The 23,433-nt window shown below is 73.2% G+C and carries 25 protein-coding genes, 1 pseudogene and 1 riboswitch; of the genes and pseudogenes, 20 read left to right on the forward strand and 6 right to left on the reverse strand.

Annotated elements, in window-relative coordinates:
- Positions 1-7: 7 nt before the first annotated feature.
- Positions 8-189: riboswitch (cobalamin riboswitch) on the reverse strand.
- 227 nt (positions 190-416) lie between these two features.
- The 4 genes from KK483_RS28000 to KK483_RS28015 all read right to left on the reverse strand — a co-directional run bounded on the left by KK483_RS28000 (position 417) and on the right by KK483_RS28015 (position 3,112).
- On the reverse strand, positions 417-1,256 hold the full coding sequence (locus KK483_RS28000) for an aldo/keto reductase (protein WP_262007986.1): 840 nt from the start codon (positions 1,254-1,256) through the stop codon (positions 417-419).
- 85 nt (positions 1,257-1,341) lie between these two features.
- Positions 1,342-1,578 carry a 30S ribosomal protein S18 gene (gene rpsR / locus KK483_RS28005; protein WP_262007987.1) on the reverse strand — a complete coding sequence of 79 codons (237 nt, stop codon included), beginning with the start codon at positions 1,576-1,578 and terminating at the stop codon, positions 1,342-1,344.
- Between the two features lie 122 nt (positions 1,579-1,700).
- Complete coding sequence (locus KK483_RS28010) at positions 1,701-2,858, reverse strand: GTP-binding protein (protein WP_262007988.1); 1,158 nt, start codon at positions 2,856-2,858, stop codon at positions 1,701-1,703.
- Positions 2,858-3,112 carry a type B 50S ribosomal protein L31 gene (locus KK483_RS28015; protein ID WP_262007989.1) on the reverse strand — a complete coding sequence of 85 codons (255 nt, stop codon included), beginning with the start codon at positions 3,110-3,112 and terminating at the stop codon, positions 2,858-2,860. Before KK483_RS28015 ends, KK483_RS28010 begins: the two co-directional genes overlap by 1 nt.
- A 235-nt stretch (positions 3,113-3,347) precedes the next feature.
- Between KK483_RS28015 and KK483_RS28020 the strand changes: the two are divergent.
- Positions 3,348-3,488: pseudogene (locus KK483_RS28020) on the forward strand (transposase); the annotation flags it as partial.
- Positions 3,489-3,595: 107 nt separating this feature from the next.
- Here the strand turns inward: KK483_RS28020 and rpmG are convergent.
- Positions 3,596-3,760, reverse strand: a complete 165-nt coding sequence (gene rpmG, locus KK483_RS28025) for a 50S ribosomal protein L33 (protein WP_030573688.1) — start codon at positions 3,758-3,760, stop codon at positions 3,596-3,598.
- 82 nt (positions 3,761-3,842) lie between these two features.
- Here rpmG and rpmB point away from each other — a divergent pair, with 82 nt between their 5' ends.
- From rpmB to KK483_RS28040, 3 genes are all read left to right on the forward strand, one after another.
- Positions 3,843-4,079 carry a 50S ribosomal protein L28 gene (rpmB, locus tag KK483_RS28030; RefSeq protein WP_262007990.1) on the forward strand — a complete coding sequence of 79 codons (237 nt, stop codon included), beginning with the start codon at positions 3,843-3,845 and terminating at the stop codon, positions 4,077-4,079.
- On the forward strand, positions 4,079-4,384 hold the full coding sequence (gene rpsN / locus KK483_RS28035) for a 30S ribosomal protein S14 (protein WP_262007991.1): 306 nt from the start codon (positions 4,079-4,081) through the stop codon (positions 4,382-4,384). The genes rpmB and rpsN overlap by 1 nt, the downstream gene beginning before the upstream one ends.
- Before the next feature lie 79 nt (positions 4,385-4,463).
- Complete coding sequence (locus KK483_RS28040) at positions 4,464-4,652, forward strand: DUF1330 domain-containing protein (protein WP_399015132.1); 189 nt, start codon at positions 4,464-4,466, stop codon at positions 4,650-4,652.
- A 393-nt stretch (positions 4,653-5,045) separates the two neighbouring features.
- Here KK483_RS28040 and KK483_RS28050 read toward each other — a convergent pair whose 3' ends face one another.
- Positions 5,046-5,219, reverse strand: a complete 174-nt coding sequence (locus KK483_RS28050; RefSeq protein WP_262007992.1) for a CsbD family protein — start codon at positions 5,217-5,219, stop codon at positions 5,046-5,048.
- A 225-nt stretch (positions 5,220-5,444) separates the two neighbouring features.
- Between KK483_RS28050 and KK483_RS28055 the strand changes: the two genes are divergently transcribed.
- From KK483_RS28055 to KK483_RS28130, 16 genes are all read left to right on the forward strand, one after another.
- Positions 5,445-6,047 (forward strand): (2Fe-2S)-binding protein, encoded by a 603-nt coding sequence (locus KK483_RS28055; protein ID WP_262007993.1) that lies wholly within the window; start codon positions 5,445-5,447, stop codon positions 6,045-6,047.
- Positions 6,044-8,455 (forward strand): xanthine dehydrogenase family protein molybdopterin-binding subunit, encoded by a 2,412-nt coding sequence (locus KK483_RS28060; protein WP_262007994.1) that lies wholly within the window; start codon positions 6,044-6,046, stop codon positions 8,453-8,455. Before KK483_RS28055 ends, KK483_RS28060 begins: the two co-directional genes overlap by 4 nt.
- Positions 8,452-9,306: a xanthine dehydrogenase family protein subunit M gene (locus tag KK483_RS28065; protein WP_262007995.1), complete on the forward strand. Its 855-nt coding sequence runs from the start codon at positions 8,452-8,454 to the stop codon at positions 9,304-9,306. The genes KK483_RS28060 and KK483_RS28065 overlap by 4 nt, the downstream gene beginning before the upstream one ends.
- Positions 9,307-9,320: 14 nt before the next feature.
- Positions 9,321-10,214: a MoxR family ATPase gene (locus tag KK483_RS28070; RefSeq protein WP_262007996.1), complete on the forward strand. Its 894-nt coding sequence runs from the start codon at positions 9,321-9,323 to the stop codon at positions 10,212-10,214.
- 5 nt (positions 10,215-10,219) lie between these two features.
- Positions 10,220-11,515 (forward strand): VWA domain-containing protein, encoded by a 1,296-nt coding sequence (locus KK483_RS28075; RefSeq protein ID WP_262007997.1) that lies wholly within the window; start codon positions 10,220-10,222, stop codon positions 11,513-11,515.
- Between the two features lie 156 nt (positions 11,516-11,671).
- Positions 11,672-12,769 (forward strand): XdhC/CoxI family protein, encoded by a 1,098-nt coding sequence (locus tag KK483_RS28080; RefSeq protein ID WP_262007998.1) that lies wholly within the window; start codon positions 11,672-11,674, stop codon positions 12,767-12,769.
- A gap of 37 nt (positions 12,770-12,806) precedes the next feature.
- The gene (locus KK483_RS28085; RefSeq protein ID WP_262007999.1) at positions 12,807-13,514 is read left to right on the forward strand and encodes an SRPBCC family protein; all 708 of its coding nucleotides are present in this window, start codon (positions 12,807-12,809) and stop codon (positions 13,512-13,514) included.
- A 131-nt stretch (positions 13,515-13,645) separates the two neighbouring features.
- The gene (locus KK483_RS28090; RefSeq protein WP_262008000.1) at positions 13,646-14,086 is read left to right on the forward strand and encodes a cell division protein SepF; all 441 of its coding nucleotides are present in this window, start codon (positions 13,646-13,648) and stop codon (positions 14,084-14,086) included.
- 82 nt (positions 14,087-14,168) lie between these two features.
- Entirely contained in the window at positions 14,169-15,329 is a 1,161-nt protein-coding gene (locus KK483_RS28095; RefSeq protein ID WP_262008001.1) for an AAA family ATPase, read from the forward strand.
- Positions 15,326-15,697 (forward strand): nucleotide pyrophosphohydrolase, encoded by a 372-nt coding sequence (locus KK483_RS28100; protein ID WP_262008002.1) that lies wholly within the window; start codon positions 15,326-15,328, stop codon positions 15,695-15,697. The genes KK483_RS28095 and KK483_RS28100 overlap by 4 nt, the downstream gene beginning before the upstream one ends.
- 125 nt (positions 15,698-15,822) lie before the next feature.
- Positions 15,823-16,335, forward strand: a complete 513-nt coding sequence (locus tag KK483_RS28105) for a DUF6099 family protein (RefSeq protein ID WP_262008003.1) — start codon at positions 15,823-15,825, stop codon at positions 16,333-16,335.
- Between the two features lie 204 nt (positions 16,336-16,539).
- A complete protein-coding gene (locus KK483_RS28110; protein ID WP_262008004.1) occupies positions 16,540-17,463 on the forward strand; it encodes an LLM class F420-dependent oxidoreductase in 924 nt (307 codons plus the stop codon).
- A 32-nt stretch (positions 17,464-17,495) separates the two neighbouring features.
- The gene (gene mmuM / locus KK483_RS28115) at positions 17,496-18,410 is read left to right on the forward strand and encodes a homocysteine S-methyltransferase (protein WP_262008005.1); all 915 of its coding nucleotides are present in this window, start codon (positions 17,496-17,498) and stop codon (positions 18,408-18,410) included.
- A gap of 58 nt (positions 18,411-18,468) precedes the next feature.
- Positions 18,469-19,962, forward strand: coding sequence for a 3' terminal RNA ribose 2'-O-methyltransferase Hen1 (locus KK483_RS28120; protein ID WP_262008006.1), 1,494 nt, complete (start codon positions 18,469-18,471; stop codon positions 19,960-19,962).
- The gene (locus tag KK483_RS28125) at positions 19,959-22,583 is read left to right on the forward strand and encodes a polynucleotide kinase-phosphatase (protein WP_262008007.1); all 2,625 of its coding nucleotides are present in this window, start codon (positions 19,959-19,961) and stop codon (positions 22,581-22,583) included. The genes KK483_RS28120 and KK483_RS28125 overlap by 4 nt, the downstream gene beginning before the upstream one ends.
- 163 nt (positions 22,584-22,746) lie before the next feature.
- On the forward strand, positions 22,747-23,262 hold the full coding sequence (locus KK483_RS28130) for a hypothetical protein (RefSeq protein WP_262008008.1): 516 nt from the start codon (positions 22,747-22,749) through the stop codon (positions 23,260-23,262).
- The last annotated feature ends 171 nt before the right edge of the window (positions 23,263-23,433 follow it).

The raw sequence follows: 23,433 nt of genomic DNA on the forward strand, positions 1-23,433 counted from the left end.
CGGGCAGTGGCAGGTCTTCGGACTCGCGGGCTCGTCCACCAGGGGCAGACACCTACTGGCCGTCGCTTCCCGGACCCTTCGGTCCAGTGCGTATGACGGCGGTCGTTCCCGCTCACCGCTGCGGGGCAGTCCCGGATTCCCACCGGGTTCCCTCTTGCGACGCGCCTGCCTGGCGGACAGGGCGAACCAGCTGCAACGGCCAGCTTAGAGGGCGGCGCGGACACAAGGACACACCCGGCGGACACAAGGACACACCTGTGCGCACGCACGGACGCACCTGGCGTACGCACCCTGCGCACGCACGGACGACACACCCGCCACCTGCCGGACGCTGCCGGCGGTGCGTCGGCCTGGCTCTTCGCCGGGGCCCACACGGTCGAGCCCGGTGTCCACTCGGGTGACGGGGGGACAGAGCCCTACGCCGGTGCGGCCAGCCGGTCGAGGCGGTCGCGGTGGGCCGGCCCCAGGGCGAGACCCTCCGCGGCGAGGTTCTCCTCCAGATGGTCCGTTCGGGCCGTGCCCGGGATCGGGAGGATGACCGGCGAGCGGCCGAGGAGCCAGGCGAGCGCGACCTGCGTGGGAGTGGCGCCGAGTTCGGCCGCCACGGCGGCGATCTCGGCCTGCGCCCCCGACTCTCCCCAGGTGACGGGGCGCCAGGGCAGGAACGCGATTCCCGCCGCCTCACAGGCCGCGAGCACGGGCTCGTGCTCGCGGTCGAGGAGGTTGTAGCGGTTCTGCACGCTCGCGACGTCGACGAACCCCCGTGCCTGGTCGAGTTCGGCCACGGTGACCTCGGAGAGTCCGATGCGGCCGATCTTGCCCTCGGCCCGGAGCTCCCCCAGCGTGCCGAGCTGATCGGCGAGCGGTGTCTCCGGATCGACACGGTGCAACTGGAGCAGCTCGATCCGCTGGACGCGCAGTCGGCGCAGCGCCTGATCGACCTGGTCGCGCAGGACTGCCGGCCGGCCGTCGACCTTCCACTCGCCCGCGGGCCCCGATCGCGCGACGCCGACCTTGGTGGTGATGAGCAGCCCCTCCGGGTAGGGATGCAGGGCCTCGGCAAGGAGTTCCTCGTTGGCGCCCGCGCCGTACAGGTGCGCGGTGTCGATCAGTGTGACGCCCAGTTCGACGGCTCGCCGGGCGACGCCGAGGGCCGCCTCGCGTGCGGGGCCGGGCTCGGTCGGCAGGCGCATCGCCCCGAACCCGAGCCTACGTACGCGCAGGTCCTTCCCGATGTGGAACGTGGTCGACGTCATGCGCTGTGTTCGCCCCCCTCGGTCAACAGGTCACGCTAACAGCACACTTGACGACGTCGGCCATATCTGCCGCCTCGTAGGCGCGCTAACGGCTGCCGTACGGCAGCAGGGCCATCTCCCGGGCGTTCTTGATCGCCGCGGCGAGCTGCCGCTGCTGCCGGGCCGTGACGTGGGTGACCCGGCGGCTGCGGATCTTGCCGCGGTCGGAGATGAACTTCCGCAGCAGATCGGTGTCCTTGTAGTCGACGTAGGTGATGCCCGCCGCGTCCAGCGGGTTGGGGCGGGCCTTCTGCGGCTTGCGGGAATCGGGACGGCGGGGCACGGGAACTCCTTGGCGGTGTCGGGGGTCAGAAGGGGTGTCAGGGGTGTCAGAGGTGTCGGGAATGTCGGGAGCGTCGGCGGTGTCGAGGCGCGTGGCGCCGGTGCCGGCGTACGGACGGGGGTTCAGGAGACGGGGTCGAGGAGGGAGTCGAAGGCGGCCGGGAGCCGTTGCCACGCCTCGCGCCCCGAGGCGTACTCCGCATCGGTCAGCAGGCACGAGTCGAGGAGCTGCGCCAGGCCGTCCCGGTCGAGTCCCGGCGAGGTGAAGACGAGGTGCTGGCAGCAGTCGCCGTGATCCGGATGCCAGTCGAGCGCCGCGGCGGCCCTGCGCATGGCCGGGACCATCTCCCAGGCGGCGTCGGGCAGTGAGGCGAGCCAGGGGCCGGCGTTCTCCACGCAGAGCGCGCCGCCCGCGGCGTCCCAGGCGAGAAGGGTGTCGGGGCGGTCGGCGAGCCAGAACCGGCCGCGGCTGCGCGCCGCGGCACAGGTCAGGTCCTCCAGCGCCTCGTACAGTCGCTCGGGGTGGAACGGCCGCCGCCGGTGCCATACGAGCGTGGCGACGCCGGCCTCGTCCGCCTCCTGGGGGAGGAGCGCGCACGACGGGTGCTGTGCGGCGGCCGCGGTCTCGACGTCGAAACCGGCGAAGGCCAGCCGCGCCAGCTCCGCCGCCCCCGTACCGACCTGGCGGGCGGTGGGATGGAGCTGCGCGAGCAGGGCCCGGTCCGCGTCGTCGGCGTCCGCGCTGTCGACGAGCGCGAGCACGGGCGCGTACTCCAACTGCCGGGCCCATGTGTCGCCGACCGTGCGCTGGTCGGTGGCCGCGGCGGCGAGCCCGGCATCGGCGAGGTCGTCCCCGTTGCCGAGGCAGGGCAGGACGAGGGCCGGATCGACCGCGGTGATCACATTGGTCAGCTCCAGCGCGTCCCCGCCGTGGGCGACGACGACCTCGGCCATCGCCTTGGGCTCCACGGAGTCCCACAGCTCGACGACGGCCAGGCGCGTGAGCCCGCTCGCCGCCAGCCGGGCGAGCTCGGGAACGAGGTCCTCCCGCAGCGCGCAGCAGGCGCAGTCGTTGACCAACGGCGTCTCGCCGGACGACATCTCACCCGCGGCGTCGCGCAGGGTGCGGCGCACCGTGCCGTCGGCGGCCGTCGACAGGTCGTGATGCAGGGCGATGCTGCCCGGCACGGTGCGCAGGAGCTGTTCGACGGCCTCCTTGCGGGCGTCGGAGTGGAGACCGGCGACGATGACGACGGGCAGTCCGGTCCGCTCGTGCCGCATCAGCGTGCTCCGCCGGAGCCGTAGCGGCGCTCGAACCGCTCGACGCGTCCGGCGGTGTCGAGGACGCGGGCCGTGCCGGTGTAGAAGGGGTGGCTCGCGTCGGAGATCTCGACGTCGACGACCGGGTAGGTGTTGCCGTCCTCCCATTCGACGGTCTTGTCGCTGGTGAGCGTGGAGCGGGTGAGGAAGGCGTGGTCGGCGGCCCTGTCGCGGAAGACGACGGGTCCGTACGCGGGGTGGATTCCGGGCTTCATAGGTGTCCTATCTATTGATGTGGGTCTGAACTGGTCATTCGTAAGATCGGTGAGGCCCAGGGGTCCGGGGTATGGCTGTCATGGGTGAGCCGCTGGATGGCTTGAAGGACATGGCCGCCTCGGGCCTCGCGACGACTCGACCGCCAATTGGGAGACGCGATTCGATCGCTGCATAGGACAACGTCGGCGAGGTCGTCTGCTGGGTTGACGTAACGACGAGCTGGCGGAGGTGACCGTGCCCGAGATCTGGGCCGGAGTGGACATCGGCAAGACGCACCACCATGCGATGGTGATCAACACGGACGGCGAACGGCTGCTGTCCCGCCGCGTCGAGAATGACGAGTCCGAACTGCTGGAGCTGATCGGGGATGTCCTTCGGGGCTCGGTGGTCGGTTGCCGTGGCCTGTTCGGGCCGGTCCAGGCCGGATGGGTCGGTTCGGGCCGGACGGGTCGGTCCAGGCGGTGGGGACGGTGCGGCCGGGGTCAGCGCTCTTCGCGGAAGTCGACGTGTCGGCCGGCGACGGGGTCGTACTTGCGCAGGGTCATCCGGTCGGGGTCGTTACGCCGGTTCTTGCGGGTGACGTACGTGTAGCCGGTGCCCGCGGTGGAGCGGAGCTTGATGACGGGGCGGAGTTCGTTGCGTGCCATGCGGCTAGTATACGGTAATGGAAATCATTTCCAAAAAGGGTTCCGTCCCAGGATCCGCCCCAGACGAGAGGCAGGGAACACCTTGTCCGCCCACTGTCAGCTGACCGGCGCCCGGCCGGGCTTCGGCAACTCCATCTCCCACTCGCACCGGCGCACCTCCCGCCGCTTCGACCCGAACATCCAGCGCAAGCGGTACTGGCTGCCGAGCGAGGGCCGGTACGTCCGGCTGACGCTCAGTGCGAAGGCGATCAAGACCGTCGACGCGATCGGCGTCGACGCTGCCGTGGCGCGCATCCGGGCCCGAGGGGTGAAGGTCTGATGGCGAAGAAGAGCAAGATCGCGCAGAACGAGAAGCGCAAGGCCACCGTCGAGCGGTACGCGGCCCGGCGGGCCGAGCTCAAGGAGATCCTGCGCAAGCCGACCGCCACCGAGGTGGAGCGGCTCGCGGCCCAGCGGGAACTGCGGCGCCAGCCGCGGGACGCCAGCGCGACCCGGGTGCGCAACCGCGACAGTGTGGACGGCCGCCCGCGGGGCCACCTGCGCAGGTTCGGGCTCTCCCGGGTGCGCGTACGACAGCAGGCGCACGCCGGGTTCCTGCCGGGGGTGACCAAGTCGTCCTGGTGACACCGGTGTCCGGCGTCCCGCCGGTCCGTACCGCGCGGTCCGTACCGCCCGGGGTGCACCGTCCGGCGGGTGCGGGCCGGTGCCTCGGGCCGGTGCGATGGACGCCGCCCGCGGCTGGTACGACTCCCCGGCCTACCGGGAGATCCTGCCGCTGCGGACCCGCCACATCGCGGGCGACCTGCTGCTGATCGACGGCGTCCCGGAGGGGTACGAGGCAGCCGCGACGGCGGCGCACCTGCGGGCTGCCCAGGCCGAGCAGGAGGCGTGAGCGCCGTCGGTGGACCCGGCCCCGTCCTGGTCTGCCGGGGCGGGCACCGGGTAGGTCCCCGGGGCGATGCCGGTGTCGTCGTCGGCGAGCGCCCGGCTCAGGGCCTTCGCCGCGGGTCCGAGTAACGGCCGGCCGCGCCGCTCCTGGTCACCGGGCTGTTCGCCGAGGCGCGGGACGCGCGCAGGGGTGTCGCCCTCGCCGAAGACCGTCTGCGGCCGGGTCCTGCGCGGCCCGGCCAGACCGGCGCGGCGGTCCGGGAGCAACGGCGTGGCGTCGTACGCCGCCCCCTCCCGCGCGCCGTGAGGAGCCGCCCATGCCCGGCCGCCCCTGCCCGGCCGCCCCTGCCCTACGGCCCGGGGCCGGGTGTACGCCAGGTGTGAGCCGGGTGTGCCGTCAGTGCCCGATTCCCTTGCGGACCCGCTCGGCCGCCTTCTCCGCCATCTCCTGCGCCTTGCCGCGCAGCTGATCGTTCTTGCCCGCCCGCTGCATATGCCGGTCGCCCATGGTCTTGCCGATGGTCTCCTTCAGCATGCCTTTGACCTGCTTCGCCTTGGCGTTGCCCTTCATCGGGATCTCCGTCCTCTCGGGTCCGGTGGCCTCTCGGGCCCGGTGGGGCACGCCGCCCCTGTTCACCTGCCCGTGTTCACCCTGCGCCCGGGTGCGGGGCGGCGCAAACGGGCGGTCGTGACCCGGTTGCGACGCGGTCGCGGGCGTATCGGCGCAGTTCTAAAGTTGTGTATGTCACAACAAATCGGCTGGAAATTCACCCGCCCGGGCGCTCTGGGAGGGCCCATGACCCGAATCTCGGTGACGGTGGACGGCACGCGCTACGAGGACGACGTGGAACCACGTCTGCTGCTCGTCCATTACCTGCGGGACAGCCTGGGGCTGACCGGCACGCCCATCGGCTGCGACACCGGCAACTGCGGCGCGTGCACGGTCGAACTCGACGGGCAGAGCGTGAAGAGCTGTTCGGTGCTCGCCGTGCAGGCGGACGGGAGCGAGGTCACCACCGTCCAGGGACTCGGCGCCGCGGACGGCACGCTCGATCCGCTGCAGACCGCGTTCCACGAGTACCACGCGCTCCAGTGCGGCTACTGCACCCCCGGAATGATCATGGCGGCGCGGGACCTGCTCAAGGAGAACCCGCATCCGACGCCCGACGAGGTCCGGCACGCCCTGGAGGGCAACCTCTGCCGGTGCACGGGCTACCAGAACATCGTCCGCGCCGTCCTCGCCGCGGCCGTCGGCGCCGCCCGCCCCGAGACCCGGCCGTCCGCGGGTGAGGAGCCCGCGACGGCGGCCCCGCCGGCGGCCGAGCGGCAGAAGGCCGGGCAGGCAGCAGCCGGCGGGCCCGGGGCCGGGCAGCCCGCAGTCGAGGAGGCCCCGGCATGACCGACCAGCTCGCCGCCCCCGGCCGCGAAGCCCGCGAGAAGGAAGTCGGCCGCCCGCGGCTCCGCAAGGAGGACGCCCGCCTCATCACCGGGCAGACCACCTGGACCGACAACATCACCGTGCCCGGAATGCTGCACCTGGCCATCCTCCGCAGCCCCATGGCCCACGCCCGCATCGACCGCGTCGACGTCGCCCCCGCCCTGGAGCGGCCCGGCGTCGTCGCCGCGTTCAGCGGTCGCGACCTCGCCGACGGCCTCGGCTCGCTGCCCTGCGCCTGGCCGGTGACCGAGGACATCGTGCTCCCCGACCACCCGCCGATCGCGGTCGACGAGGTCCGCTACGCCGGTGATCCGGTCGCCGTCGTCGCCGCCCGCGACCGGTACGCCGCCGCCGACGCCCTGGAGGCCGTCGAGGTCGACTACACCCCGCTGGAGCCCGTCCTCGACCTGGAGGCCGCGCTCGCCGCCGACGCCCCCCTCGTCCATACCGACAAGGGCACCAACCGCTGCTACGTCTGGCCGCTCGCCACCGGCGAGGACTGGGAATCGGTGCGCGCCCGCGCCGATGTCGTCGTCAAGCGCCGCTTCACCCACCAGCGGCTGATCCCCAACGCCCTGGAGCCACGGGCCGTCGTCGTCACGCCGACCGCCTCCTCCGGTGACTACACCCTGCACTCGGCCACTCAGATCCCGCACATCGTCCGCGTGATGATGGCCGTCGTCACCGGCATCCCCGAGAGCAAGCTCCGCGTCATCGCCCCCGACGTCGGCGGCGGTTTCGGCTCCAAGCTCCAGGTGTGCGGCGAGGAGGCGATGGCCCTCGCCGTCGCCCGCAAGCTCGGCCGGCCGGTGAAATGGACCGAGTCCCGCTCCGAGGGCTATCTCGCCACCCACCACGGCCGGGGCCAGGTCCAGGACGTCGAGATCGCGGCGACCCGCGAGGGCCGGCTGCTCGGCCTGAAGGTCGATCTGCTGGCCGACATGGGCGCGTACCTGATGATCGTCACCCCGGGCGTGCCGCTGCTGGGCGCGTTCATGTACCCGGCGATCTACAAGATGGACGCGTACTCCTTCACCTGCACCGGCGTCTTCACCACCAGGACCCCCACCGACGCCTACCGAGGCGCGGGCCGCCCCGAGGCGACGTACGCGATCGAGCGGATGATGGACGAGCTCGCCGTCGAGCTGGAGATGGACCCGCTGGAGCTGCGCCGGCTCAACTGGATCGGCCACGACGAGTTCCCGTACACGACGATCGCCGGACTGACCTACGACAGCGGCAACTACGAGGCCGCGACCGAATCGGCGCTGACGCTCTTCGGCTACGAGGCGCTGCGCGGCGAGCAGCGGCTGCGGGCGGGCCGCGGCGACCCGGTACGGCTCGGCATCGGCATCTCGACGTACACGGAGATGTGCGGGCTCGCGCCGAGCCGGATCCTGCGGGACCTGCGCTACGCGGCCGGCGGCTGGGAGGCGGCCGCCATCCGGATGCTGCCGACCGGCAAGGTCGAGGTGATCACCGGGACCAGCCCGCACGGGCAGGGCCATGTGACCTGCTGGAGCCAGATCGCCGCCGACGTGCTCGGGGTGCCCTTCGAGGACGTCGAAGTACGCCACGGAGACACGCTCACCGCACCGCAGGGCATGGACACCTACGGCTCGCGCTCGCTCGTCGTCGGCGGCGCGGCCGTGCACGAGGCGGCGCGGAAGGTCGTCGCGAAGGCGCGGAAGGTCGCCGCGCACCTGCTGGAGGCGAGCGAGGACGACCTGGAGTTCACGGACGGGGTCTTCTCGGTGAGGGGCTCACCCGAGGCGAAGCACACGATCCAGGAGGTCGCCTTCGAGACGTTCGTGTCGCACGACCTGCCCGACGGCATGGAACCCACCATCAACGCCGAGCACATCGTCGACCCCGACAACTTCTCCTATCCGCACGGCACCCACCTGTGCGCCGTCGAGGTCGACACCGAGACCGGGCAGACCCGCATCCGCTCGTACGTCTGCGTCGACGACGTCGGCCGGGTCGTCAACCCGCTGATCGTCGAGGGGCAGGTGCACGGCGGAGTGGCCCAGGGCATCGCCCAGGCGCTCTACGAGGAGGCCGTCTACGACGCCGACGGCAACCTCGTCTCCGGCACGATGGCCGACTACCTGGTGCCGTCCGCCGCCGATCTGCCCGACATCACGACCGACCGCACCGAGACCCCGGCGACCTCCAACCCGCTCGGCGTCAAGGGCGTCGGCGAGGCCGGGACGATCGCCGCGACCCCGGCCGTGGTGAACGCCGTCATGGACGCGCTGCGGCCGCTCGGCGTCACGGACATCGAGATGCCCTGCACACCCGAGCGCGTCTGGCAGGCCGTGAGACAGGCACGCACACCCGTTGAGGTTGAGGAGGAGGCGGCATGATCCCCGCGGCCTTCGACTACGCACGGCCCGAGACCGTGGACGACGCCGTACGGGCGCTCGCCGACGCCGGCGAGGAAGGCAAGGTCCTCGCCGGCGGGCAGAGCCTGCTGCTCATGCTGCGGCTGCGGCTCGCGTTCCCCGGACTGCTCGTGGACATCGGGCGCATCCCCGAACTGCGCGGAGTGCGCGAAGAGGACGGCACCCTCGTCATCGGAGCCATGACCACGCACCACGACGTGATCGCCGATCCGCTCGTACGGCGCCACGCCGGGCTGCTCGCCCAGGCGACGGCGACGGTCGCGGACCCCGCGATCCGGCACCGGGGCACCCTCGGCGGCTCCCTCGCCCACGCCGACCCCGGGGGCGACCTGCCCGCCGTCGTCCTCGCCCTCGACGGCGAGCTCGTCGCCGAGGGCCCCCAGGGGCGACGCACCATCCCCGCCCAGGACTTCTTCAGCGACTACCTCCAGACGGCCCTCAGCCCCGACGAACTGCTCGTGGAGGTCCGGGTGCCCAAGACGGACGGCTGGGGCTTCCACTACGAGAAGCTCCAACGGGTCGCGCAGGCGTGGGCCATCGTCGGCGTCGCCGCGCTCGTGCGCGGCGACGACGGACGGATCGCCGAGGCCCGGATCGGCCTGACCAACATGGGCGCGACACCCCTGCGGGCCACGGCCGCCGAGACCGCGCTCGCCGGCGCGGACGGGCCGGACGCGATCGCCCGCGCGACGGATGCCGCGGCCGAGGGCACCCACCCCGCGGCCGACCTGTCGGCCTCGCCCGAATACCGCGAGCACCTGGCGCGGGTGCTCACCCGGCGGGCGGTGCTCGCCGCGGCCGGGATGGAGTGACGGAGCCCCGTGGCATGGCCGGGACTGAGGCGTTCCGGGGGCCGGACGAGGTGCGCGGGCGGCTGGAGGACGTCGGATACCTCGTCGACGAAGGGCTGGCCATCGCGTGCTTTCTCGCGCTGAAGCTGCACCGGCCCGTCTTCTGCGAGGGCGACGCGGGCGTCGGCAAGACCTCCCTCGCGGGCGCGCTCGCGCAGGTGCTGGACGCACCGCTCATCCGGCTCCAGTGCCACGAGGGCATCGACGCCTCACAGGCCCTGTACGACTGGGACTTCCCGCGCCAGCTGCTCCATCTGCGGGCAGCCGAGGCCGCCGGGATCACCGACGCGGGCCGGCTGGAGGGCGAGCTGTACGACGAGCGGTTCCTGATCGAACGGCCGCTGCTCCAGGCGCTGCGGACCCAGCCTTCGGTGCTGCTCGTCGACGAAGTCGACAGGGCCGACGACGAGTTCGAGGCGTTCCTGCTGGAGCTGCTGTCCGAGTACACCGTCACCGTGCCCGAACTCGGCACCCTGCGAGCGGAGTCCCCACCGGTCGTCGTTCTCACCTCGAACCGCACCCGGGAGGTGCACGACGCGCTCAAACGGCGCTGCCTCTACCACTGGTTCGACCATCCCTCCTTCGCGCGGGAGCTCGCGATCGTGCGCCGGCGGCTGCCCGGTGTGACCGCGCGCCTCGCCGAACAGGTGACGGCGCTCGTCCAGGCCCTGCGCGCCGAGGAACTGCTCAAGCCCCCGGGGGTCGCCGAGACGATCGACTGGGCGGAGGCCCTCGACGCGCTCGGCGCCACCGAACTCGACGCCGAGCTGGCGGTGGCGACGCTGGGCTCGGTCCTGAAGTACCGGGAGGACACCGAACGGGCCCGCTCCCTCGACCTGTCGGCGGTCCTCGCCATGCGGGGGGTGTGAGCGCGATGACCCCTGTGGACGCGCCCGCCGTGCTGGTGGGGTTCGCGCGTGCGCTGCGCGCGGCAGGTCTGGACGCCGGGCCGGACCGGGTGCACACCTTCCTGCGGGCGCTCGACGCGCTCGGGCCGGGGCCGTGCACGGGTCTGTCGCCCACAGATGTGTCGTCCACGGGGGTGTCGTGTGCCGGTGTGTCGCGTACCGGCGTGTACTGGTCGGGACGGCTCACGCTGTGCGGCGGCCAGGACGACCTGGAACGCTACGACCGGGTGTTCACCGCGTACTTCGACGGCGGCGCGGCCGAAGCGGTGCCGCGCGCCGGTGCGCGGCGGACCGCGCCCCGGCTCGTCCTCCGCGCCACGGAACGCCCCCAGGGGCCCGGGGCCGCTCCGGACGAGGACGGGCGCACGGGGTCGGCAGCCGCGCTCGCCAGCTCCGCCGAAGTCCTCCGCCACCGGGACGTCTCCGAACTGACCGGCGCCGACCGCGAGGAACTGCGCCGCCTGCTCGCCGCGTTCGCGCTGCGCGGCGAACCCCGCCGCACCCCCCGGCTCCGCCCGGCCCGCCACGGCGCCGTCGACCCGCGCCGCACCGTCCGCGAATGGCTCCGCCGCGGCGGAGAGCCGGACCGGCTGCGCCGCCGCGCCCGCGCCGAACGCCCGCGGCGCGTCGTGCTGCTGCTGGACGTCAGCGGCTCGATGGCCCCGTACGCCGACGCCCTCCTCCGCTTCGCGCACGCCGCCGCCCACGGTCCGTCGCGCGGTCTGTCGCGCGGTCGGTCGGTCCGCTGCTCCACCGGCACTTCGGCTGGTCCTTCCCGCGGCCCTTCCCGCGGCTCTTTCCGCGACCCTTCCCGCGGTCCCTCGCGTACCGAGGTCTTCACGATCGGCACCAGGCTCACGCGCGTCACCGACGCGCTCTCCCACCGAGACCCGGACACGGCCATGGCGGCCGTCTCCGACGCGGTGCCCGACTGGCGCGGCGGCACCCGCCTCGGCGAGACGCTCCGTGCCTTCCTCGACCGCTGGGGCCGTCGCGGCCTGGCCCGCGGCGCGGTCGTCGTCATCCTCTCCGACGGCTGGGAACGCGACGACCCGGACCGGCTCGCCACCCAGATGCGCCGACTCCACCGCCTCGCCCACCGCGTCGTCTGGGCCAACCCCCGCAAGGCCCGACCCGGCTACGCCCCTCTCGCCGCCGGCATGGCAGCCGCCCTCCCGAGCGTCGACGCCTTCGTCGAGGGCCACAGCCTGGCGGCGCTGGAACGCCTCGCGGCGGTGGTGAGAGGGGTGGACGATGGTTGAGCCGGACGGGATCCTCCAGCCCGCCCGGAGACCGAGGACACGGCGAAGCCCGTACGGGGCCCGGGGCGAAGGCTCCGACGAGACCCGCCCCAGGCGCCGCCCCGCGCCACCGCCCCGCGCCACCGCCTCGTACGCGCACCAGAGCAGGAGCCGACCATGCGTGACATCCTCCCGGCGCTGAACCGCTGGTACACCGCCGGCCGGCCCTTCGGCCTCGCCACCGTCGTCGCCGTCAGCCGCAGCGCCCCCCGCGGCCCCGGCGCCGCCATGGCCGTCGGGCCGGACGACGAGGTCGTCGGCAGTGTGTCCGGCGGGTGCGTGGAGGGCGCCGTCTACGAGCTCGCCCAGGAGGTCGTCGAGGACGGCGAGGCACGGCTCCAGACCTTCGGCTACAGCGACGAGGACGCGTTCGCCGTCGGCCTCACCTGCGGCGGCGCGATCACCCTGCTCGTCCGCCGCGTCGCTCAGGACACCGACCCCGGCTTCGGCGCGGTCGCCGACACGGTCGCCGCGCACCGCCCCGTGACGGTGGCGACCGTGACGGAGGGCCCCGCCCCGCTCGGCGCCTCGCTGGCCGTCTGGCCGGAGACCGTCGCGGGCACGCTCGGCACGCCCGGCCTCGACGCGGCCGTGACCGCCGACGCCCGCGGCGAACTCGCCCAGGGCGCGACCGGGCTGCGGCACTACGGCCCGCAGGGGCAGCGACGCGAGGACGCCGTCACGGTCTTCCTCCAGTCGTTCGCACCGCCGCCCAGGATGCTCGTCTTCGGCGCGATCGACTACGCCGCCGCCGTCGCCCGGATCGGCGCCTTCCTCGGCTACCGGGTGACCGTCTGCGACGCCCGCCCGGTCTTCGCGACGCCCAAACGCTTCCCCGAGGGCGTGGAAGTCGTCGTCGAATGGCCGCACCGCTATCTCCAGGCCACCGAGACCGACCCCCGCACGGTGATCTGCGTCCTGACCCACGACCCGAAGTTCGACGTACCGCTGCTGGAGGAGGCGCTGCGCCGCCCGGCCGCGTACATCGGAGCGATGGGCAGCCGCCGTACCCACGACGACCGCACCAAGCGGCTGCGGGATGCCGGACTCGGCGACGCCGATCTGGCCCGGCTGCGCTCGCCCGTCGGCCTGGACCTCGGCGCCCGCACACCGGAGGAGGTCGCCGTCTCCGTCGCCGCCGAGATCGTCGCCCTGCGCTGGGGCGGCAGCGGCGCGCCGCTGACCGCGATGGACGGCGCGATCCACCCTGCCTGAGCCCCTCCACCCGACCTGCTGAAGGGAGGCGCCGACCATGGAGCTGAACCACTCGTTCACCGTTCCCGTCCCGGTCGACGACGCCTGGCGGGCGCTGCTCGACATCGAGCGCGTGGCGCCCTGCATGCCCGGCGCGACCGTGGAAGCTTTCGACGGCGAGACCATCACCGGTTCGGTGAAGGTCAAGGTCGGCCCGATCGCACTCACCTACCGCGGCACCGCGGTCTTCGCCGAGCAGGACGAGGCCGGGCACCGCATGGTGCTGACGGCCGGCGGCAAGGAGGCCCGCGGCCAGGGCACCGCGCGGGCCACCGTCACCGGCACCCTCACCGCAGCGCAGGACGGCGGCGGCACGGACGTGTCCGTGCGGACCGATCTCGCCGTCACCGGCCGGCCGGCCCAGTTCGGAAGGGGCGTGCTGGCGGACGTCGGTGACAAGCTCGTGGGGCAGTTCGCCGACTGCTTGTCCCGGAAGCTGTCCACGCCCACACCTACGCCCACGCCCACACCCACAGCCGAGTCCACGGCGGCGCTCAAGCCGACGGGCGCCGTGACGGGCACGGCCGGGGGTGCGGACGGCGCACCGTCCGCGGAACAGCCCGCCCGGGAGGCCGAGCCGATCGACCTCGTACGCACCGCCGGCCTCCCCGTCGCCGAACGCGCCGCCACGGCGGCACTGGTGGCAGGGGCCGCCGTGGCCGTGGCCGTCCTCCTGCGCAGGCGATGCCGGAGAGCCGGGAACTGAGCGTCCGAACGCCGTCTCCGAACGCCGTCTCCGAACGCCGTCTCCGAACGCCGTCTCCGTATGGCGCCTCCGTATGGCGCCTCCGTGTGTCGGTGTTGGGCCGAATGGGTGAGGACCGTCAGGATGGTCCCATGAGCAGGTATGAGAGGTACGACGTCACCGACGAGCAGTGGGAGGGCCTCGCCCAGGTCGTTCCGCTGCGCGGGCGCAACGAGTGGCCGTCGCGGGTCGACCACCGCACGATCCCCCGGGGTTACGAGGACCGGGGTTACGGGGACCGGGGCTACGAGGACGCTCCCGACCCGGCCGATCAGCGCCGCATGGTCGTCCTGCGGGTGCAGGTCTTCGCCGACGCGCGCGAGGTCGCCGAGTACCTCATGGCGCAGATCCCGGTGCTGCTGGACCTGACCGGTGCGGACACCGAAGTGGCCAAGCGCATCCTGGACTTCAGCAGCGGCGTGGTGTTCGGACTCGGCAGCGGCATGCACCGGGTCGAACGGAACGTCTTCCTGCTGGCACCCGTCGGTACGGAAGTCGAGGGCGCGGCCGCCGCGGCCGTACCGCATGGATGAGGGACCTCTTCATCCCTCGTTCGTAGGAAGGCCGTTCGGGCGGAACGGTTCGGCGCCGTGAGCGCTGCGTAACGTCCCCCGTATGGATTCGACCGTCCCCCACCTTGTGTCCCCCTGCCCCGCCGGCGCTCGCCCCGCCGTCACCCAACTGCGGCTCTCCGCCTTCGCGTCGCACCGGAGAGGTACGTACTCGCTGGGGCCCGTGACCCTGTTCGCCGGGCCGAGCGGCAGCGGCAAGTCGAGCGCACTGCGCGCGTACGAGGCGCTCGCGCGGCTGGCCGGCGGCGCGGAACTCGGCGAGGTGTTCCCGGACCCGGCGGGCTGTGTGCCCGAGCACGCGGAGCGGGACGCCGAGGGGCGGAGGGGGTTCCGGATCGGCTGCACGGTCGAGGGCCCCGCCGGTTCCGTACGGCTCGATCTCGCCGTCCAGGCCGAGCCCGAACTCCGCATCGTCGGCGAACGTTTGACGTGTGACGGACGCATTCTGCTGAGCACGGCACTGCGCGACCCCCGGAGCCCCCGGGTACAGGCGGCCTGGCACACCGGCGGTGCGGCCCCGGTCACCCGCGCCCCGCTGCCCGACGACCGGCTCGGCACGGCGCTGCTCCCGCTGCGCGTCGCCGGGAAGACCGATGGGCAGCGGCAGGTCCTGGCCGCCGCCGAACAGGTGGTCGTGGCACTGCGGTCGGTGTTCCCCTGCGACCCTCAGCCCCAGTCGATGCGCACGCCCGTGCCACCGGGGGAGGGGCGCCTCGGGCGCGGCTGCGGCAACCTCGCGGCCGTGCTGCACCGCACGCGCAGCGAGTGCGTCCGGCGGCACGCCCGGCTGACCGCCGCGGCCCGGGCCGGCTGCGCGGGACCGGTCTCGGAGCTGGGGGTCGAGGAGCTCGCCGACGGGACGTTACGCGCGGTCCTGGGCCGGGCCGCAGACGGCCGCGCCACCCCGCTCGGGAGGCTCGGCGACGGCGAACTGCGCTATCTGGCGCTCGCCCTGGTGCTGCTCACGGGGCCCGGTGTGCTCGCGGTGGACCAGGCGGCGGAGGTGCCGGGGGCGCTGCAGTCCCTCACGGTCCTCGCCGACGGTTTCGACCGCTGCCTGGACCGGGACCAGGCGGCGGGGCTGGCCTCGCTGGCCGCGTCGGTCTGCGCCGACGGGCATCTGCGGCTGGTCGGTGCGGTCAGCGGCGACGGCGCATTCGCGCGTGGGGCGGAGGGGGTGACGGTGGTAGACCTGGTGGCGTGACAGAACTGGATGTGAAGGCGTTGCAGCGCAGACTGGCCGAGTTCGCGGCCGCCCGGAACTGGGAGCAGTACCACACGCCGAAGAACCTCGCCGTGGCGCTGACGGTCGAGGCGGCCGAACTGGTCGAGATCTTCCAGTGGCTGACGCCGGAGGAGTCCGCCCGGGTGATGGACGATCCGCGCAAGGCCCACCGCGTGGCGGACGAGGTCGCGGACGTCCTCGCCTATCTGCTGCAGTTCTGCGAGGTGCTGGGGGTCGACGCACTGGCCGCGCTCTCCGACAAGATCGACCGGAATGAACTGCGCTTTCCGGCGCCCGAACGCCTGTCTGACGACTCGTCAGGAACGGATCGTCACTCTGTGGAGTGACCGATCTTTCCCCAGTCGGACGCCTGTCCACAGATTTCCGAATTCCCCTGGCTATTCGTCTGCGGTGCCTTCACTCTGGGTAGTGACTGAGTGAGCAGAAAGTCGTACGAACGGGGGCGGCGTTCATGGATGCGGAACGGCTCATCGCGGCCGGCCGGCGCGCACTGGCGGAGAGTCAGGACGCGCTCGATGTGGTGGCGGAGGCATGGCAGGCACAGGCCCTCGCCCAGGCGATCGGAAGTCAACTGGCCCTGTGCGGCCCGCAGGAGCTGCGGGGCGAGGCGCGGGGCCTCAGCGAGGCGGGCGGGCGCGCCGGGTCCGGGCCTGCGGACTCCCAGCTGCTCGGCATCGGCGGCCTGCGGGCCGCCCGGCTCGCTGAAGTCACGGACCCGCGGCGGGCCTTGACCCTGTTGAGCACGCTGCTCGGCGAGGTCGGCATAGCCCTCGTCGGGGTCGCCTGCGCCACCGACGAAGAGGGGCTGTACTGGCAGTGCATCGAGGCGATCGATGCCGCGGACGAGTCCAACGACCGGGTCCGCGCGATGCTGCGAAGACTCTCCTTACGCGAGCGGGAGCGTGAGCGCGACCGTGATCGGGACCGTGAGCGCGAGCGGGCGCGAGGGCCGTCACCGGGGTGAGGGGGATGGTGCCGTGGGTGCGGCGGGGCGCGTTCCCGAGGGCGAGGGGAGGGCACCGGCGCGGCGTCGGTAGGGCACCGGCAGTGCGCCATGCGTCGACGGTAGGGCACCGGCAGTGTGCCGTGCGCCGACGGTGGGGCACCGGCCCGCGCACCGGCAGGGCGCGGCGAGGTCGATGCGCGCGCCACGGTGCAGGATGGATGTATGGATCTGCGAATCTTCACCGAGCCCCAGCAAGGGGCCTCCTACGACACCCTGCTGACCATCGCCAAGGCCACCGAGGACCTCGGTTTCGACGCGTTCTTCCGCTCGGACCATTATCTGCGCATGGGGTCGGCCGACGGTCTGCCCGGACCGACCGACGCCTGGATCACCCTCGCCGGGCTGGCCCGTGAGACCAAGCGGATCAGGCTCGGCACCCTTATGACCGCCGGCACCTTCCGGCTCCCCGGCGTGCTGGCCATCCAGGTCGCCCAGGTCGACCAGATGTCGGGCGGCCGCGTCGAGCTCGGGCTCGGCGCCGGCTGGTTCGAGGAGGAGCACAAGGCGTACGGCATCCCGTTCCCGAAGGAGAAGTTCGCCCGGCTGGAGGAGCAGCTCGCCATCGTCACCGGGCTGTGGGCCACGGAGACCGGCAAGACGTTCAGCTATGAAGGCCGCCACTACCAGCTCCAGGACTCGCCCGCGCTGCCCAAGCCCGCCCAGGGCAAGGTCCCGGTGCTCATCGGCGGCCACGGCGCGACCCGCACCCCGCGGCTGGCCGCCCGTTTCGCGGACGAGTTCAACATCCCCTTCGCCTCGGTGGAGGACAGCGAGCGGCAGTTCGGCCGGGTCCGTGCCGCCGCGCAGGAGGCCGGCCGCAAGGCCGACGACCTCGTGTACTCGAATGCCCTCGTCGTCTGCGTCGGCAAGGACGACGGAGAGGTCGCACGCCGTGCCGCCGCCATCGGCCGCGAGGCCGACGAGCTGAGGGCCAACGGCCTCGCGGGCTCGCCCGCCGAGGTCGTCGACAAGCTCGGCCGGTATGCCGAGACCGGTTCCTCCCGTGCCTATCTGCAGATCCTCGACCTCCACGACCTCGACCACCTGGAGCTCATCTCCTCCCAGGTCCAGTCCCAGCTGGGCTGACCCACCCGTCCGAGCCCGTTCCGGAGTCACCCGTGCAGCCCGTCCGCAGCCTTGCCGCCGCTCTCGCCGAGGGAGCGCTCGTCCTCGACGGCGGGCTCTCCAACCAGTTGGAGGCACAGGGCTGCGACCTCTCCGACGACCTCTGGTCGGCGCGGCTGCTCGCCGACGGTCCCGAGCAGATCGAGGCCGCCCACACGGCCTATCTGCGGGCGGGCGCACGGGTGCTCATCACCTCCAGCTACCAGGCGACCTTCGAGGGCTTCGCCCGCCGGGGGGTGGGCCGTGCCGGGGCGGAGGCCCTGCTGGCCCGCAGCGTGGAGCTGGCCCGCGCCGCCGCCCGGAAGGCCGGGGCGGAGGTGTGGGTCGCGGCCTCGGTGGGACCGTACGGGGCGATGCTGGCGGACGGCAGCGAGTACCGCGGCCGGTACGGGCTCACGGTGCGCGAGCTGGAGGACTTCCACCGCCCCCGGATCGAGGCACTGGCGGCCGCGGGCTCCGATGTCCTCGCCCTGGAGACGGTGCCGGACACCGACGAGGCACGGGCGCTGCTCGCCGCCGTGCGCCACGTCGGCCTGCCGGTCTGGCTCTCGTACACCATCGAGGGGGAGCGCACCCGGGCCGGCCAGGACCTTGCGGCGGCCTTCGCACTCACCGCGGGCAACGACCAGGTGATCGCCGTCGGCGTCAACTGCTGCGATCCGGCCGACGCGGACCGCGCCGTCGCGCTCGCCGCACGGGAGACGGGCAAGCCCGTTGTCGTTTACCCCAACAGCGGGGAGCACTGGGACGCCGGCGCCCGCGCCTGGCGCGGCGGCACCACCTTCGCCCCCGCCCGGGCCAGGGCATGGCACACGGCCGGGGCGCGTCTCATCGGCGGCTGTTGCCGTGTGGGTCCGGACCGTATCGCGGCGCTGGCGGAGGCCCTCGCCGGGATCCGGGGACCGTGACGGGCTCGTACGGCCTGCCCTCCGCCCACCGGCGAAAATGCCTGGTCAGGAGGGGCCGATGAGGACAATACTCGGACGTGTGTTCCTGACGATCAGTACGACCGGCACCCCCGAGCGTCCCGCCACCGACCTGGGCTTTCTGCTGCACAAGCATCCCGGCAGGGCGCAGGCGTTCTCGACCTCCCACGGCACGGCGCACGTCCTCTACCCCGAGGCGAGCGCCGAGCGCTGCACCGCGGCGCTGCTGCTCGAGGTGGATCCCGTGGCGCTCGTGCGGCGCGGCAAGGGCAAGGGCCGGGGCGGCGCGCCCGATTCCGCCCTCGCGCAGTACGTCAACGACCGGCCGTACGCGGCGTCGTCACTGCTCTCCGTCGCGATGAGCACCGTCTTCAAGAGCGCCCTGCGCGGGGTGTGCACGGCCATGCCGGAGCGGGCGCAGAGTCCGCTGCCGCTGCGGATCGAGGTTCCCACGCTGCCCGCGCGCGGCGGGGCCGAGCTTGTGCGCAAGCTGTTCGGACCGCTCGGCTGGGCGTCGGTCGAGGCGGAGCCGGTCGCGCTGGACGTGCAGTTCCCGGAGTGGGGCGACTCGCGGTACGTGCGGCTCGTGCTGGAAGGCGAGCTGCGGCTGGCCGACGCGCTGCGCCAGCTGTACGTCCTGCTTCCCGTCCTCGACGACGCGAAGCACTACTGGGTCGCGCCCGACGAGGTCGACAAGCTGCTGCGGGCGGGCGACGGCTGGCTCGCCGAGCACCCCGAGCAGAAGCTGATCACCAGCCGCTATCTCTCGCGCCGCTGGGGGCTGACCCGGCAGGCGATGGAGCGGCTGGAGCTGGCGCGGCTCGCCGAGAGCGACGACCTCGACGTCGAGGACGTCGACAACGCCGTGGACGAGACCACCGACACCGAGGAGCGCCCGGTTCCGCTCGCCGAGCAGCGCCGCACCGCCATCCTGGAGGCGCTCCGCGCGGCCGGCGCGGCCACCGTGCTCGACCTCGGCTGCGGACAGGGCCAGCTGGTCCAGGCGCTCCTGAAGGACGTCCGGTTCACCGGCATCGTCGGCGTGGACGTGTCCGTGCGGGCGCTCGCCATCGCCGCCCGCCGGCTCAGGCTGGACCGCATGGGCGAGCGCCAGGCCGACCGGGTCACCCTGCTCCAGGGCTCGCTCACCTACACCGACAAGCGGCTCACGGGCTATGACGCGGCCGTCCTCAGCGAGGTCATCGAGCATCTCGACCTGCCGAGGCTGCCCGCCCTGGAGTACGCCGTCTTCGGCGCCGCCCGCCCGCGCACGGTGATCGTGACGACGCCGAACGTGGAGTACAACGTCCGCTGGGAGACCCTGCCCGCAGGGCATGTACGCCACGGTGACCACCGCTTCGAGTGGACCCGGGCGGAGTTCCGGGACTGGGCGGAGCAGGTCGCCGCCCGGCACGGCTACGGCGTCGCGTACGCCGGTGTCGGCGACGACGACCCCGAGGTGGGCCCGCCGACCCAGATGGCCGTGTTCACCCGGACGGAACCGAAGGACCGGAACGAGGCGAAGGCCGCATGACCACCAGCACCAGCACCAGCACCAGCACCAGCACCAGCACCAGCACCAGCACCAGCACCCGCACCCTGCCCGTCCCCGACCTCTCCCTCGTCGTCCTCGTCGGCGCCACCGGCTCCGGCAAGTCGACCTTCGCCCGCCGCCACTTCAGGCCCACCGAGGTCGTCTCGTCGGACTTCTGCCGCGGCCTGGTCGCCGACGACGAGAACGACCAGAGCGCGAGCAGCGACGCCTTCGACGTGCTGCACTACATCGTCGGCAAGCGTCTCGCCGCCGGCCGGCTCACCGTCGTCGACGCCACCAACGTCCAGCAGGAGAGCCGTCGTCAGCTCGTCCGGCTGGCCCGTGAGCACGACGTCCTGCCCGTCGCCATCGTCCTCGACATGCCCGAGGAGCTGTGCGCCGAGCGCAACGCCACCCGCCCCGACCGGGCCGGCATGCCCCGCCATGTCATCGCGCGCCACCGCCGCGAGCTCCGCCGCTCGCTGCGCGGACTGGAGCGCGAGGGCTTCCGCAAGGTCCACGTCCTGCGCGGCGCCGAGGAGGCCGACGCCGCCGAGGTCGTCCTGGAGAAGCGCTACAACGACCTGCGGCATGTCACCGGACCGTTCGACATCATCGGTGACGTCCATGGCTGCCGCTCCGAGCTGGAGACCCTGCTCACCAAACTCGGCTATGCGGACGGGGCGCACCCCGAGGGCCGCGTCGCCGTGTTCGTCGGCGACCTCGTCGACCGCGGACCCGACAGCCCCGGTGTGCTGCGCCGGGTGATGGCCATGGTCGCCTCCGGCAACGCGCTGTGCGTGCCGGGAAACCACGAGAACAAGTTGGGCCGCTGGCTGGCGGGCCGCAAGGTCCAGCACACCCACGGACTCGCCGAGACCATCGGGCAGTTGGAGCGCGAGGACGCCGCCGACCCGGACTTCCGCGGGCGGGTAGGGGAGTTCATCGACGGCCTCGTCAGCCACTACGTGCTCGACGAGGGCAGGCTGGTCGTCTGCCACGCGGGACTCCCCGAGAAGTACCACGGTCGCACCTCCGGCCGGGTGCGCTCGCACGCGCTGTACGGCGACACCACCGGCGAGACCGACGAGTTCGGGCTGCCCGTGCGCTACCCCTGGGCCGAGGACTACCGCGGCCGCGCTGCAGTGGTGTACGGCCATACACCCGTACCTTCGGCCTCCTGGCTCAACAACACCATCTGCCTCGACACCGGTGCGGTCTTCGGCGGCAAGCTGACCGCCCTGCGCTGGCCCGAGCGTGAACTCGTGGAGGTGCAGGCCGAGAAGGTGTGGTACGAGCCCACCAGGCCGCTCGCCACCGAGGCGCCCGGCGGACACCAGGGCCGCCCCCTCGACCTCGCCGATGTCCACGGCCGCCGCGTCGTGGAGACCCGCCACATGGGACGCATCGCCGTGCGCGAGGAGAACGCGGCCGCCGCGCTGGAGGTGATGAGCCGCTTCGCCGTCGACCCGCGTCTGCTCGCCTATCTGCCCCCGACGATGGCGCCGACCGCGACCTCGCAGGAGGACGGCTATCTGGAGCATCCGTCCGAGGCGTTCGTCCAGTACAGGGCCGACGGGGTCGCCCAGGTCGTGTGCGAGGAGAAGCACATGGGCTCCCGGGCCGTCGCGCTCGTCTGCCGCGACGCGGACGTGGCGCGGGAGCGCTTCGGTGCGGAGGGAGCCACCGGCTCGATCCACACCCGCACCGGCCGTCCCTTCTTCGACGACCCGTCCCTCACCGAGGAGATCCTCGGACGGCTGCGCGAGGCCGTCACCGGGGCCGGGCTGTGGGACGAACTCGCCGCGTCCGACAGCCCCTCCGGTACCGGCGACTGGCTGCTGCTCGACGGTGAGCTGATGCCCTGGTCGCTCAAGGCGTCCGGACTGCTGCGCAACCAGTACGCCGCCGTCGGCGCCGCGTCCCGCGCGGTCTTCCCCGGCGCCACGGCCGCACTGGAGGCGGCCGCCGCCCGCGGGATCGACGTGGGCGGTCTGCTGGAGCGGCAGCGCGAACGGGCCGCGGACGCCGCCGCGTTCACGGACGCCTACCGGCGGTACTGCTGGACGACCGACGGCCTGGAGGGCGTGCGCTTCGCGCCCTTCCAGATCCTCGCCGCGCAGGACCGCTCCCTCGCCGCCGTGCCGCACGACGAGCAACTGGCCTGGCTGGACCGGCTGGTGGAGGCCGACCCCTCCGGTGGGCCGGGGGTGCTCCAGCGCACCCGGCGCCTCGTCGTCGACACCGGCGACGAGGAGTCGGTGCGCGCCGGGGTCGACTGGTGGCTGGAGATGACGGAGGCGGGTGGTGAGGGCATGGTCGTCAAGCCGCTCCGCGCGCTCGTCCGCGACGCCAAGGGCCGGCTCGTCCAGCCCGGCGTCAAGGTCCGCGGCCGCGAGTACCTGCGCATCATCTACGGCCCCGAGTACACCCGCCCGGACAACCTGACCCGGCTGCGCAGCCGATTCCTCGGCCACAAGCGCTCGTTGGCGCTGCGCGAGTACGCACTCGGCCTGGAGGCGCTGGACCGGCTGGCCGACGGGGAGCCGCTGTGGCGGGTCCACGAGGCGGTCTTCGCTGTGCTCGCGCTGGAGTCGGAGCCGGTCGACCCCCGGCTGTGAGGCCCCCGGGCCGCCATCGGGCCGCCCCCGGGCCGCCATGCGCGGGCCCCGAAGCCGCCGCGGATTACTGCACTCGGGGGAATGAGCGCGCGGGTTCAGGCCCCGCGCTCGTTCTTCCGGACAAGTGGAGAGTGTCCACGAGCTCAGGGAGGACGGGAGCACCATGAAGATGATCGCGCGCGGGAGCCTCGGTGTGCTGATGACGTGTGTGGCCGGGGCGGTGGGAGCGGTGGGGGCGCCGGCCGCCGCGGCAGGCGAGCATGTGCCCGTCGCCCTGCCGCCGCTGGAAGGGCTGGAGCACGCCGTTCCGGTCGAGGTGCCCGCCCTGAGCACGGGGCTGCCGGTCCCGGTGCCCGGCGCACCCGCAGCGCCCCGGTACGAGGAGGGGCGGCTGCTGCCCGCCGGGATGCCGGCGCCTCTGCCGGTCAGCGGCGAGCTGGCGCCGACGCACGCCGCACTCCCGCTGCCGCATCCGCTGAGCGACCGGGAGGCGGGCACGGCCCACGTCACGACCCCCGTCTCGGAGCTGGTCGCGGCGACCCCGGGCGGGGACCTGGCACTGCCCCTGACGGCGCCCCGCGCGGACGGATTCGGGCTGCCCGACCTGGCCATGCCCGAGGCGGCACTGATCTCCCCGGAGCTGCGGGGCACCCCGGGAGCGACGCTCGGCCTGCACTGAGCAGGGCTGCCCCCACTGAGCCGGGCCGCCCCCACCGAGCCCGGCTTCGGAGGGGGCCACGACGGACGGAGGCCACGGCGCGTGGGCCGGGCTCCGGACGGGGTCCCACGTCAGGTCCACCGCCCCACCAGTCCTGCCGTTCGCCGCGTGAACGGACGTCCGGCCGGTGAG

Source organism: Streptomyces sp. FIT100 (assembly GCF_024584805.1).
GTDB lineage: Bacteria > Actinomycetota > Actinomycetes > Streptomycetales > Streptomycetaceae > Streptomyces.